The sequence below is a fragment of the Gracilimonas qinghaiensis genome (assembly GCF_046602855.1).
Lineage (GTDB): Bacteria > Bacteroidota > Rhodothermia > Balneolales > Balneolaceae > Gracilimonas.
The window spans coordinates 1,970,561-1,983,298 of sequence record NZ_JBKINJ010000001.1 but is presented as its reverse complement, the minus strand read 5'-3'; the positions used below and the strand labels follow the sequence as shown (position 1 = coordinate 1,983,298).

General features: G+C 39.1%; 14 protein-coding genes and 1 tRNA gene. 6 read left to right on the top strand and 9 right to left on the bottom strand.

From position 1 onward, the window contains the following. Positions 1 to 77: 77 nt before the first annotated feature. Positions 78 to 752 carry a CDP-alcohol phosphatidyltransferase family protein gene (locus tag ACKGJO_RS08855; protein WP_411323060.1) on the bottom strand — a complete coding sequence of 225 codons (675 nt, stop codon included), beginning with the start codon at positions 750 to 752 and terminating at the stop codon, positions 78 to 80. A 96-nt stretch (positions 753 to 848) separates the two neighbouring features. Then, the gene (locus ACKGJO_RS08850; protein WP_411323059.1) at positions 849 to 1,220 is read right to left on the bottom strand and encodes a hypothetical protein; all 372 of its coding nucleotides are present in this window, start codon (positions 1,218 to 1,220) and stop codon (positions 849 to 851) included. A gap of 329 nt (positions 1,221 to 1,549) precedes the next feature. Between ACKGJO_RS08850 and ACKGJO_RS08845 the strand changes: the two genes are divergently transcribed. Next, entirely contained in the window at positions 1,550 to 2,221 is a 672-nt protein-coding gene (locus ACKGJO_RS08845) for a BON domain-containing protein (protein ID WP_411323058.1), read from the top strand. A gap of 269 nt (positions 2,222 to 2,490) precedes the next feature. Here ACKGJO_RS08845 and ACKGJO_RS08840 read toward each other — a convergent pair whose 3' ends face one another. From ACKGJO_RS08840 to ACKGJO_RS08830, 3 genes are all read right to left on the bottom strand, one after another. After that, positions 2,491 to 4,443: a DUF2779 domain-containing protein gene (locus tag ACKGJO_RS08840; protein WP_411323057.1), complete on the bottom strand. Its 1,953-nt coding sequence runs from the start codon at positions 4,441 to 4,443 to the stop codon at positions 2,491 to 2,493. 129 nt (positions 4,444 to 4,572) lie between these two features. After that, positions 4,573 to 4,962 (bottom strand): hypothetical protein, encoded by a 390-nt coding sequence (locus tag ACKGJO_RS08835; RefSeq protein ID WP_411323056.1) that lies wholly within the window; start codon positions 4,960 to 4,962, stop codon positions 4,573 to 4,575. Positions 4,963 to 5,540: 578 nt separating this feature from the next. Next, positions 5,541 to 6,569 carry an acyl-CoA dehydrogenase family protein gene (locus ACKGJO_RS08830; protein WP_411323055.1) on the bottom strand — a complete coding sequence of 343 codons (1,029 nt, stop codon included), beginning with the start codon at positions 6,567 to 6,569 and terminating at the stop codon, positions 5,541 to 5,543. Between the two features lie 213 nt (positions 6,570 to 6,782). Between ACKGJO_RS08830 and ACKGJO_RS08825 the strand changes: the two genes are divergently transcribed. Further along, on the top strand, positions 6,783 to 6,983 hold the full coding sequence (locus tag ACKGJO_RS08825) for a dodecin family protein (RefSeq protein ID WP_411323054.1): 201 nt from the start codon (positions 6,783 to 6,785) through the stop codon (positions 6,981 to 6,983). Positions 6,984 to 7,280: 297 nt separating this feature from the next. Here ACKGJO_RS08825 and ACKGJO_RS08820 read toward each other — a convergent pair whose 3' ends face one another. The 3 genes from ACKGJO_RS08820 to ACKGJO_RS08810 form a co-directional block, all read right to left on the bottom strand. Then, positions 7,281 to 7,637 carry a SpoIIAA family protein gene (locus ACKGJO_RS08820; RefSeq protein ID WP_411323053.1) on the bottom strand — a complete coding sequence of 119 codons (357 nt, stop codon included), beginning with the start codon at positions 7,635 to 7,637 and terminating at the stop codon, positions 7,281 to 7,283. 216 nt (positions 7,638 to 7,853) lie between these two features. Beyond that, on the bottom strand, positions 7,854 to 8,030 hold the full coding sequence (locus ACKGJO_RS08815) for a hypothetical protein (RefSeq protein WP_411323052.1): 177 nt from the start codon (positions 8,028 to 8,030) through the stop codon (positions 7,854 to 7,856). 200 nt (positions 8,031 to 8,230) lie between these two features. Continuing rightward, the gene (locus ACKGJO_RS08810; protein WP_411323051.1) at positions 8,231 to 9,460 is read right to left on the bottom strand and encodes a cation:proton antiporter; all 1,230 of its coding nucleotides are present in this window, start codon (positions 9,458 to 9,460) and stop codon (positions 8,231 to 8,233) included. Positions 9,461 to 9,701: 241 nt separating this feature from the next. Between ACKGJO_RS08810 and ACKGJO_RS08805 the strand changes: the two genes are divergently transcribed. From ACKGJO_RS08805 to ACKGJO_RS08790, 4 genes are all read left to right on the top strand, one after another. Then, the gene (locus ACKGJO_RS08805; protein WP_411323050.1) at positions 9,702 to 9,923 is read left to right on the top strand and encodes a helix-turn-helix transcriptional regulator; all 222 of its coding nucleotides are present in this window, start codon (positions 9,702 to 9,704) and stop codon (positions 9,921 to 9,923) included. Next, positions 9,913 to 10,233: a HipA N-terminal domain-containing protein gene (locus tag ACKGJO_RS08800; protein ID WP_411323049.1), complete on the top strand. Its 321-nt coding sequence runs from the start codon at positions 9,913 to 9,915 to the stop codon at positions 10,231 to 10,233. The genes ACKGJO_RS08805 and ACKGJO_RS08800 overlap by 11 nt, the downstream gene beginning before the upstream one ends. Then, positions 10,230 to 11,171: a type II toxin-antitoxin system HipA family toxin gene (locus ACKGJO_RS08795; RefSeq protein WP_411323048.1), complete on the top strand. Its 942-nt coding sequence runs from the start codon at positions 10,230 to 10,232 to the stop codon at positions 11,169 to 11,171. The genes ACKGJO_RS08800 and ACKGJO_RS08795 overlap by 4 nt, the downstream gene beginning before the upstream one ends. Before the next feature lie 962 nt (positions 11,172 to 12,133). Further along, positions 12,134 to 12,355 (top strand): hypothetical protein, encoded by a 222-nt coding sequence (locus tag ACKGJO_RS08790; protein WP_411323047.1) that lies wholly within the window; start codon positions 12,134 to 12,136, stop codon positions 12,353 to 12,355. Positions 12,356 to 12,617: 262 nt separating this feature from the next. Here the strand turns inward: ACKGJO_RS08790 and ACKGJO_RS08785 are convergent. After that, positions 12,618 to 12,691: transfer RNA gene (locus ACKGJO_RS08785), tRNA-Ile, on the bottom strand. Between the last annotated feature and the right edge of the window lie 47 nt (positions 12,692 to 12,738).

Sequence of the window (12,738 nt, the reverse complement as noted above, 5' to 3'; positions counted from 1 at the left end):
ATGACAATTGCATCATGCAAGTATTTTTCACAGAATCGCGAAAAAACCGAAATTCTTTTTTAGTAATTCACCAGCTATTACTTATTGGATCTGGATAGAAAAACTGATACTCCAACATAATATATAGGATAATAAAAAGAGAGTACGGTAACTGTTAAAGGGGTTTCCTTGAGGTAAATTAGCATAGTACCAAGCATGAGGGCGTACGGAAAAGAGAGGATCAGGGTAATCTTTTTCCATTGTTCTGTACGACTGGGATAAACAAACCTAATTGGAATCAATACTAAGGCTGATAGTATGAGTAAAACGATTGATGAAACGAGTGGATCGGCACTCAACACATAGAGATAGAGAACAACGAAATTCCAATAGGAAGGGAAGCCTCTGAAGAAATGATTCTCTGTTTTAGCCTGCTTATGACTGAAGCCGAAAAGACTGCTGATCAGTACAACCGTCCCTACCGAAAAGGGAACCCCTAGAAAATAGTAGGCCCAAACTGCCGGCAGAAATACCCAAGTAAGGTAATCTACGATATTATCAAGCCGTTCACCGTCAATATTTGGCGTGTTGGTTGATACATTTGCCCGCCGTGCAAGAGTCCCGTCAACAGAATCAACAAGCACGGCAAGAGCTAATACGATTAATGAGCTCTGTACATTTCCATCAACTATTAATATCAGTGCCCAAAATGCAAGCAGGATACCGATAGCCGTAAAAAGATGGACTGACAAAGCAGCAATTTTAGAATGCATTAATTAATGATTTGATTTGAATAGGTATTTACTACCATGGCAGGAAACCGGTATTAAACGTGCAAAGATAAAATATCTAGTATTTAGTTAATTAAGTCAGATTACTAATCCAATGATTATAGCAGCTATAAGCATGATGATCAGCAACCAGAAAAATATACCAATTGCCACTGCGCCTTCAGCGAAAGCCTCGGGATTTGTTCTTCGGACGTATAAATCTCGGGGAGTTGCTGCGGCCATCAGGAGGGCGAAAATTAAACCGATAAATATGAAATCAAGCCATGCTACATCCCAATAACTTGGACCTATAGGATCCATCCATATTGAAACCATCCATAGTCCCAAGAATAAGACTAAGAAAAAAGACCAGAAACTTCCCCAAGGGCCTGTTCGCCGAAATGCAAAATAGAACAGCAGACCAATTAACATTGCTATGAATAATGCGCCAAAGAATTCAGTTAAAAACATGAGCTTAAAATTGAAGTTAAACTTAAGTCACCTATATATAAAAACGATAAAAATGATTTGACAGTTTCACTTATTATTTTTCTGAGAAAGTCTTCTATGAAAAATGAGAAATAGTTGCTCAATTAAGTTTTGAATGTGACAAGAATATACAATCTGAGCGCGTTAGATCTTTTGCCAAAAAAATTGATGTAAAAGTTCAGAATAAAAGAGAAAAATTTTACAATGTAGATTTACAAAAACGTGTTCAAATTCATCTTTTCTGAACGTTTCTTTTTTATATATCCTTTTTTTAATAACAGTAATTATTAATGGGTCAAAAGAGGCATATTATGACACCAACAAGAACAGACACACTTATCCGAGAAGACATAGAAAATCAAATAGCAGCTGATGCACGTATTTTTAATTCCGAAGTAAATGTAACAGTCGATAAGGGCGTAGTGACATTGACTGGGAATGTACCTTCCTATCGTGCAAAAACCGCTGCAGGTGATGCTGCGAGGGTGGTACCGGGTGTAATTGATGTAATCAATAATATTATGGTTCAGTACGAATCTAAGGAAAGAACTGTGCCCAGCGACTCTGAAATTACTACCAATGTCGAAAGCTCCTTAGCGTGGGATTCGGATATTGATGCAACGGATATTACAGTAACCGTGCTAGACGGTGTTGTAACACTAGAGGGAACGATAGACTCCATATGGAGAAAAGAGATAGCAGGTGATATAGTCTGGAATCATTTTGGAGTTGTAGATGTGGTAAACAATCTAACGGTTGTACCTTCTGTTGATATAGTGAATGTAGATACGGCTAAAAGTATTGAAGAAAACCTGGATCGGAACTTAAACGTAGATGCCAGTAATGTGAATGTTGAAGTCGAAAACGGAACTGCTGTTTTAGACGGTACCGTTGAAGGCTTTGCTGCATGGCAAGCTGCCCGTGATGCTGCTTTTTACACAAGTGGTGTTATAGCTGTAGAAGATAATCTCACTATAGAATAAAGTTGTGAGCCTGACTGGCAGGAATTAAAAGATTTACTTCTTGCTTCTGCAATAGGCTTTTTATTCGTAAAACCGCCTCTAATCGGGCGGTTTTTTACTTTTCACCGAATGGCAGCGACGATTTTACCCTCCATTGTATCATCTCTTTAAGCTTGGTACCAAGGCCGTCAACCATAACTAAATGTTATGTGTTATTTACATCGTCCCAAAATCCAGGTTCTGTAGGCTAGCTTTCATATATAGTCCAAGTCTCATTACATACGTAAAGTTTAGCCATAATTAAAATTAAACAGACTGCTCAAATGCTGATGGATCATCACCATGACGAGGGTATCTAATTCGTTTTTCATGTGTAAAGATTCCAGAACACTCTTCCGTTCTTCGGTACTGACATTATCCAGTTGTATCAAGCTCCAGTTCATCATTGATTTATCCGACTCTGATATTGGATTTTTATCCATATAGAGATCCACTTCTCCATAATCAGGAATACTATACCTGTTGGCATTTAGTATCTTATAAGGGTTTAGTGCTGCACCTTTTTTGGGATCAGGCTGATACAAGATCTCATCCTTCAAATAAACACCGTTGTAAGGTTTTATATATGTGGCCTGAAGTCTCTTGCTTTCCGTTAACACAGCCGTTACGACATCACTGATACTAATAGAGCTTCCCATATAAGGTGAGTAGTAATAATCTTTGACAAGTCTTTTTTGCTCAACTATCTCCCGATCATCACTGCTGATGAATGTTGCCAGCCACTCACGGAGTTCTTTCTCATCATCCGGTTTTATTCGTTTAATGCGTCTTGAGATCTTATTTAGTAAGCTATGGTCAAAAGGTTTATAAGTGAAAACGGTTCCCTTATCTTTCTCAAGGCATTTCTTCAACTGGCGGGCAAATTCAATGCCTGGAAGTTCTTCGGGGTTTTCAGCTATCCAGTTGGCGCTATGTTCAATTTTCCTATTCTCATACATGGTGTGGCATGAAAATTGAAATGGCACGTAGTCATCCGGGTAATGTTTTACATTAAAAGGAATGGTTGCTGGCACCGCTTCATAACTGATAAAATGAAAGGGGTATCTCCAATTTTTCATCTCATCCAGTAGCCCGCTCAGAACCACTTCACTGGGGGAGTGATTTCCCGTTGTTTTCATGATCTGCACGGTCTTTCGCTGGTCATCCGTGCACTTTGTTTGTGTATACAATTCCTGAGGATTGCTTGGCAGCATATGAGGAACAATATCCTTCATCAGGTAGACGTCTTTGTCTAAATATTTTTTCTGTATGCCCCACTCGTTCCAGATATCAAAGACGTCAGGTTCGTTGAAATCTTCTTCCTTCAAATCTAATGCTTCTTTCCAACATTCAGCAAAGCCATGTGGCCTTTCACCGGCTAATTTATTTCTGTTTAAATTATACTCACAGTTAATACAATGTGAACTTATTTCAGGAGGGTATTTTTCATTATCCTGCAGGTGCCGGTTCAAGCTTTCAAGCCACGACTCAAAACCTTCTTCTTCCAGTTCACTATTAGAATCTCTGGCCTTACCATCCAGAATTTTTGTCACCTCGTAGTTAACATCCACTGTGTGGAGTATCTGGTATTCCAGGTCCTTAGCGCTTATTCCGGGCTTTACTTTAACTTCGTAACCACCCGGGTTTTCTATTACTTCAAACTTCTTCTGGAGTCCGTTTATATTATTGTGACGAGATTTATCTATAAGCATTAAACAGGGCACAATGTCGAGGTCAGGATAGGCCTTTTTTGCTACCCAGAATTGAAAAGCTAAATCAAAGAGTCCTTGTTGCCATTTTTTTTTGATGTTGTAGCCTCGGTTGGCAATAAAGCTTTCTCCGGGTTCCCAAGATTTAGGGAGCACGTTAACAAGCTTGAGGGTGTTTTTATCCTTTTCTACAATATCTATTTCGGCAAGATAATTTCGATACAGAACTGTGGCATCATATATTACAGCTTTATCTTGTTTCAGTAACTTCTCTGTTTCTTTAAATGCTGCTTCAGGATCCGTGGCATTAGTACTATTACCCTCAGGGTAGTAAAGCTTTGCTAATTCTCTTACCTGGATCCCTCCACCGGCAAGAGACTGTACAAAAGCATTAACCTGGGTTCTGCCGGAGTATTCCGGATTTGTAGCATAATACAGTTTAGTTGGGCAATCTAAAGAGTGTCTAAAAAGTGTGTTAGTTAGGTATTTGGGCATAGTTATTCTTTTGTCTTTTTATGACTTTGATATAACTTTTAGTAAGGATAAATACTTAGCTTTTTAGCATAAGTTGGTACTACTCTTAACTGGTATGAGTTATAAATTTGTTTAACAGTTTATACACGTTTAGATCTTATCATTCTTTAAACGGGTATCGGCCAAATCTACGATCATAGTTTCACCATTTATATCAAACCATTCACTAAACATATTGAGGGTTCTATGTTGGGGCCATAAGCTTTTATCAGCACTGCCGGCAGTGAGTTCAGTTTCAAATATTTCAGCAAAAAAATTTCTTAACGGCGGGGTATCTCCGTTTCCGTAACCGCCATCCGGTAGCAAATAGACCGTAACTTTTTCACGTAATAATTCTATTAGTTCGGGGGCATTATTATTACTCTGTGCCACCCATTGCAAATAAGCCTCTTTAGGCCGGACCACTACAGCTGCTCGATTTATAGTACTCAATGATTTCGTAGTGGCAGATTTCACGGGCATTGGCTTCTCATTTGACATTTATAAATGGATTTTGATTAACTACATTTTGTGATTAAGCGGCTATTTTAATTTTTTTCAATTTAAAATACAATTGAAAGTTACTTCCGATTTTTCTAAGATGCATTTAGAAAAAAGATACTCTCATACTATTTTGAAATGCATTAAAGGACTGACTGAGTGAAACTTCATAACCATTCATAATTTGCATGGCATAATTATGAGGATAGTTCTATGGTATCTTTTAGCGGATAATTGATCCTATCATTACAAGTACAAGAATGCTGAAAAGGCAGAGATGCGAGATATAATTTATAATTAGCAGTCTTAAGCGCCGTAAAATTGGTTTCGTGAATGAGATAGATCTGACCAATCCTAAATTGAAAGAATCTGAAAAGAAATTGGTATAAGGCTACTATTGCTTCTAAAGTTTAACCCTGAATGCGTATAAGCTTCATAAACAAGAGTGAATAACTTTTGATCCTCTATTATAGATTGGTGAATAAATCAGGAGGCCTCGTACGAATTAGTAACCAAATACTTTACTGGACAGAGGGCCGAAAATATTCGTAGAAGATCTTTAAAAACGTTTTGAATAGCTACAGAACCATAGTGTGTTGTGAGGCCGTCATCAGGTCACGCCACGAGCGGTTGAAGCGGCTTGTCTCGTCGAGAACCTTCATTCCGCTTAGCTTGTAGATCTTCATAGCCGTTTTGCGACAGGTTTCGGTCAGGGTTTTGGCGGAAACATTCACGCGATCAATGCCGGTTTGGGACCCTTGTAGTGACTCGCCATATTCCAGCCAAAGCTGTGAGACGGATTTATGCAGTTCCATACGGTCTTTTTGAAGCTGTTCCTGTTCTTCTTTAAAGATCAAGGATTGATCGGAATACTGTTCGGCTTCATCAATAAAAGAAAGTGTCATACCCAGGATTGAGGAGGCGATGGCGGCAGGAGCATAGCCCATAAACGGGTAGTGAAAAAGCGTTTTGCCTTCGTGTTTAGACCGGGGTGTAAGTACAAAGGATCTTTCTGCGGGAATTTCAAGATCACTCACAATAAAATCATGGCTGGCAGATGCTTTAAGTCCATAACCATTCCACGTATCGAGCTTTTTAATTTCACCGGGAAGAAATGCCATAGCGCGGATATTGGGTTCGTCAGTCGATCGTGTGCCGGTCTGTACAATACAGTTAGCCGTGAAAAGTGTGGCGTGATGAATTCCACTGATGTATTTCCAGTGGCCGTTCACCAGGTATGTGCCCTTGCCGGTTGGGATGGCGGTACCTGCTGGATAGCCGGATCCGGCTGTATACGCCGCCGGGTCAAGAAATATTTGGCGTGCAAATTCCTGATCCATAAAGGCACTGAAGAGTCCTGCCCCGGCACCCAGTTTTACGGTCCAACCGAAACTGCCGTCAAGACGGGACGCCTCCTCATAGAATGAGATCTGATCAGGCACCGGCATTTCATGGCCGCCCATCGATTTAGGGACTGAGAGATGGAATAGCTTTTTACGCTCAGCCAGTTGTAACAATGCTGGTGTAAACTTGCCAAGTGCCTCTGCTTTTGGTGCTTGCTCTTTGATGAGTTCTTCCTCTTTGAGGGAAAAGAACGGTTTCTTCATGTTTTGTAATGATTTTGTCTGCTATTAAGAAAGAGTTAATCTCTTCTTACCCTTTGTTATCAAAGTAATAGTGCGATTGACTAAACTTTTTGAAACTATGATATCAGCAGAATTCTAAAGTGTATTATTAGCCGGTATGCGAAACTAATGAAATTTTATGTGTGTACAGAATGTTATGTGATCAAATAGAATTCTCATTTAACCACAAATATTATGAGTGTAGTCAAAGTCATAGAAATAATCGCGAGTTCAGAGAAAAGTTTTGATGATGCAGTAGAAAATGCATTGAAAGAAGCATCAAAATCAGTTAAAAATATTAAATCAATCTATGTAAAAGAAATGCATGCAAATGTGACTAATAACGAAATTGTATCGTATGGCATAAATGCCAAGGTTTCTTTTGAAGTTGGTTAGATTCATTTTTAGATCATGTTTACTCAAAAAAGGCAGTTCATTGAACTGCCTTTTTATTTTGAACATACTCATTTGAAATGCGACTATGATAGTTTCATAGTTAACTAAAAATCTATGCATCCCGAAAGAAGAAATTCAGATTCAGATATGGAGTGCAATGCTGTTAAAGCAGTAAACAGCTTAATAAATACGGTGAGTTAGATGACTTGCGAAGAATAACCGGATCTCTGCACAATGTTACGAAACTAATTAGATTCTTTACTTTAAACGTATCCGTAATTAGTGCCTACTGCGAAATTAAGTGATCCAATTTTTAGCTTCTTCTTTTTTATCTAAAGAAAAAAACCGCAATTCTTCTTTAGTAAGCGGATTAATGACTTGAGTTGCCCATTCCTGCCATTTTTCATCTCCAACGAGTGCAATTCTATCGAAATGACCGATATACTCTGCATCCAGTTTAAGGTCTTTCCAAAATGCAGTTGCACTTTCGTAGCCATCAAAATCTTCCATGATCATAAGCAGGTGAGGATGGTCAGAAGTGTTTACTTGATCTTTTAAATGTGGAACCAAGTTATCCAGATCCTCCCCTGTCAGTGTATCTGTAATTTTAAGTGTGAGTACGTTGTCATCAGACTGCTTCTGAATACTTATCATAATTTATTTTTTCAGTGATAATTATTGAGCTGATATCCATACTGATAACATATTTAACAGTTATTTCGATCATTTTCTCTTGGCCGGATCAGACCTGTTTTGGTATAGTGTTCTGTATTTTAAGTAAGGTAACCGCCATTATAAGCACGTCTGTATTTGCAGAATACTGCTCCAGAATCCGATCTTGGTCTTTACCAAGCCTTGATAAAACTTACGTTATGCCTGTGTATCTAAAAACCACTCTTCAGCTTGTTTAATAGCCTTTTTAATAGCTTCTTCCTTAGTATATTCTTTCTCTTCCATTAGATCGTTAGCAATTTGCAGAGCTTTTTCTCGTACTTGAGGATCCAAATCATCCAGATCGGCTCCAAAATCTTCAAATGTCCATTTCATGATTCTACGGTTACGTGGTATTTATACATAAGTTAGATTATTCATACACTACATATACAATAATTATATTCAGGCAATCACGCCAATGCGTTAAAAAATGCCGCAATACTTGAACTGTCAGTGCCAATTACCATGCATCCCTTTGTTTATCTTAGAGCCGTAACAGTTGCTAAAATTTTAACCGGTTGGTATATAGTTATTCACTGATTCTCACCGGAAGTTTCACCGGCTTGTTTAAGCGAATGTCTGGCAGTCAGGGGCCCAATTATTTCATTTATAATTACAGAACCCATGACCACTGCCAACAGAATGTCATAAAACTCTGAAAAGACCTCATATTGATTGAGTAACAGTACAAGACCAATTACAATCCCGCCCTGAGAAATAAGACCACCGGCTGTATATTTCTTAATTTTAGCTTCTGAATTGACAAAACTGCCACCTAAGTAACAGCCTGAGTATTTTCCGATAATTCTCAGCAACACAAACACGGTAATCGGCAAAAGAGCCTGCGGTATCATCTGCACATTTAATTGAAGGCCGCTGAGCACAAAAAAGAACAAGAAAATAAGCTCTTCGGTATATCTTTCCAATGTGTCAAAAACCAGCTTATGGTTTTCACTGGTATTAACTACGATCAGTCCCATTAACATGCAGGCTAGCAGCTCATCAACTTCAAAGTAGGCCGCAGCACCGTAGCACATTGCAATAAGAGAAAGCGTTATAATAATCCAGTTACCCTCTCCCTTGATCTTATTACTGTTATATAAAAAAATGTTCATTATGATGGCTGCCCCAATGCCTACAAGGATGCCTCCACCTATGTGATGAGTAGCAAAATAGAGGCTTTGTTGCAAGTTGCCGCTTTCTTGCAGCAAAAAGGAGGAAAAAGCAATACCCAAACTAAATACGAAAATCCCAATGGCATCGTCCAAAGCAGCTACTCCCAAAATGGTATCCTTAACTTTACCTTTAGCTTTATATTGGTGAATGACAGCAAGGGTTGCAGTGGGGTCGGTGGGGCTTGCTAATGCAGCAAGAAGTATAGAAAAGGCAAAAATAACTGAAAGATCGGAAAAAGGCAGGTACCCGGGAAATAAACTTGCGGTGAGGAAAAACAAACCGGTTATTAAAACTAGTGGAACAGCACTAGCCATAGCAGTGATGCTAAAGATATCTCTTTCACGCTTCTTCAACTTTGACCATTTTAATTCACCGCCTACTTCAAAGGTGATGAAAGCAAGACTTATGGAAAGAAGGGATTCAGTGTTTGTGATAAAATCGGAAGAAGTCCAACTGAGCGTGTTTGGACTGAAAAGAATACCTGTGAAGATATACCCTATGATCTTAGGTATTCCTAACGTTTCACACAGCCTGCCCATGAAATACCCGATGAAGACCAGAAAACCTAGTAGCAGTAATGTGTTCATCAGACTTTAGGCTAATCTTTTAAGAGGATGAAAGGTTCTGGGAACATGCCGTCAACATAATAAATTATTTAATGTACTGCATCTGCTTTGAATTATTGGGACGGGGCGAATCTGGTCCCGTATTAAGGTAAGGGATGTTATTATACCTGCTCTGATATAAATAAACAAAATATTGCTATTTTATACCCGAAGAGGTATAACCAATGTGAATCAATCTAAATTATACCCGCAATGGTATATCATGCATGCAACGAATGAACTTATCGCCTTTGTAAAGACCCGAAGAAATCAGTTAGGGTTGACGCAAAAAGATCTGGCCGATAGGGCAGGAGTTGGCCTGCGGTTTATCCGGGATTTAGAGCAAGGAAAAGAAAGCCTGCAGCTTGACAAGGTGAATCAGGTGCTGGCTCTGTTTGGCCATAAAATGGGTCCCATAAAGGTTGAGGATCGCGATGAGTTATAGAACAGCTGATATCTATGTCAATGAATCCAAAGCAGGTGTGCTGGAGGAGACAGAATCGGGATATAAGTTTCAGTATGATAACGAGTACCTGGCTTCAGAAGAAGCCGATCCGGTTAGCCTTATGATTCCACTGCGAGAAGAACCGTATGAGTCACAGGTGCTGTTTCCTTTCTTTGATGGACTCATTCCCGAAGGCTGGCTTCTTGATGTGGTTGAGGATACTTGGAAGGTGAACCCAAAAGATCGGATGGGTCTGCTGCTGGTAAGCTGCCGTGATACCATTGGCAATGTAAGTGTGAGGGAGCCATGAGTAAGTGCCTGATTTGTGCAAAGCCCGTTGAAAGTGGAGCCGACTATCACCCAAAATGTTTACAGAATTTATTTGGGAGTAAAGAAAAGCCCGTGTTGGAAGTCAGTTTTGATGAGCTGAATGAACTAGCTAAAAAATTAGTGCACCAGCGGGTTACCCTTCCCGGAGTACAAACTAAGCTGTCGATGGAAATAAGCCGTAATACAAAGGGAACTGATAAACTTACGATTGTTGGGTTATGGGGACGATACATTTTAAAACCGCCATCAAATCGCTGGCCGGAACTTCCCGCTAACGAACATTGTACGATGATGATGGCCGAGGTGGCCGGTATTGAAACGGTACCGTACGGACTTATCCATCTTGCTTCAGGAGAACTCGCTTATATCACAAAACGCATTGACCGGGATGAGAAAGGGAATAAATTTGCTATGGAAGACATGTGTCAGCTTACGGGGCGATTAACGGAAGACAAATACAAAGGCTCGCATGAGCAAGTAGCGAAGATGGTGAAGCAGTTTTCTGCAAACCCCGTCTTTGACCTGACCCGCTTGTTTGAACTCATCCTGTTTTCCTACCTCACCGGAAATGGGCATATGCATCTTAAGAATTTCTCCTTGTTTAAAGATCCACAACTTGGATGGAAGCTTGCTCCCGGCTACGATCTGTTATCCACCCGAATGGTTAGCCCGCAAGAAAAAGACTCTGAAGAACTCTCATTGACGCTAACAGGGAAGAAGAGCAATTTTCAGCTTGATTCATTTCGGGAATTTGGAAAACACATTGGTTTGAATGCGAAGCAGATCCAAAACATCATTGATAAGCTACACGAGATGGAACCCGATTTTATGAGGACCATAGAAAACTCGTTTTTATCAGATGAGATGAAAGAGGCTTATCGGGATGTAGTAAAGAAGAGGTACCGGATTCTAACGTAGTGGATGAAAAATAAAAAAAGCTCTTCTGACTATCCATCAGAAGAGCATCCTACCTCTTTTTGTCATCACGGAGTGTTACTATAGGTTCGCTTTTCTCTATGTTGTATCTCCCAATCTCTTATTCTCTGGATATTAAGCTCGGTAACCTTTTTCAAATATTCGACCTTTTTGTGATGAGCTTGGTAATGCCAAAGTAACATGTTTGGTTTTTCTTTTTGTATGGTGACCCTTACATGAAGATTTTGATCCTGTTCGCAAATACTCTTTGCACTGCTGATTTTGAGAGGGTCTCTTTTACTTAGGATATTATTATGTACAAAAAATGCACAAAAAACATGCTGATGATAATCATACTCGATCGAGTAATAAATATCTCTATATAAATATAACCCTGATTCTTTAGCCACTTCGAGGTGTATTTTAGTTTTTAATTCCAGTTATAAACTAGTTCGAAGAAGAATAAACTTCTGTTAGGAAAACCTTAGGTACTTTAAAACGATCTAATTTTATATATAAATATTGAACACTGAGTGGATCAATTTTCTCAAGAAAAATGTCAATGCTACCCCTTAAAAATCTACAGACGCCTAGTTATTAATTTGAGTTCAACTAAATCTGTGTTGGAGCCCAGCTAATTGAAGCTAAATTCCGACTTACAAAATGATTAAAAAATTCTGTAGGGAATTAGTTTGCATTCGATCTATAATCAAAGTGATCAAATAAAATAGTTTGATCTTTCAAGTAAGAACGTAAAGAGGATGAAGTTACACTAACACGTTAGTTTTCAGCTACCCAATAACTGTGCCGGTGCATGTCCTCTTTATGATTCTTCCTTTCTATTTGGTGAATGTCGAAATTAAATTTTTGTAGATCTAACTATTTTATAGCTACATAAGTGGAAAACATCTGTCCTAAGTATCCTATACATTAGAAGCACTTCATAAAATTAAACCGGGTGAATAATGAATGCACTTGTCTATTTGATCGGGACAACGGTAATGTTTTTTATTGGATACTACTTAGGTATGCAACAGGGGCACAAGGATGGAAAGTTGGCGGGATTCAATGAAGGGTTAAGAGTTGCATTACAAGAAATAGACCAATATATGAAAGGGGGTTTAGAGTCACCTCTGGATTGGGATACAGCACAACGACTAATGAGAGAAAAGATGAGTAGGAATTAAAATTGATGTAATTTCAACGGCACCGATGTGGCTGCCAAATACCACATTGGATAAGCAATCACTTTCCGATAGGCGGGTTCGGGGTTAAAGCATTTTTGTTGATAAGTGACCAACTGTACCCACTAATTACGTGAATCGTGTCGAAAGTTGAAAGTGCTTCACTCGTAATTGTCCTTGAGTAGAAATGGAAAAGCAATAAAAAACGCCCTTTAAAGCTAATTAAAGGGCGTTTATGGTGTTTTATAATGGGTAGAAATAAAAGTGGGCCCGGAGGGACTTGAACCCCCGACCAATCGATTATGAGTCGACTGCTCTAACCAACTGAGCTACGGGCCCTGAACTTGGTATCTCACATTGGTGAGGCGCCAAAGATAAAAATCTTA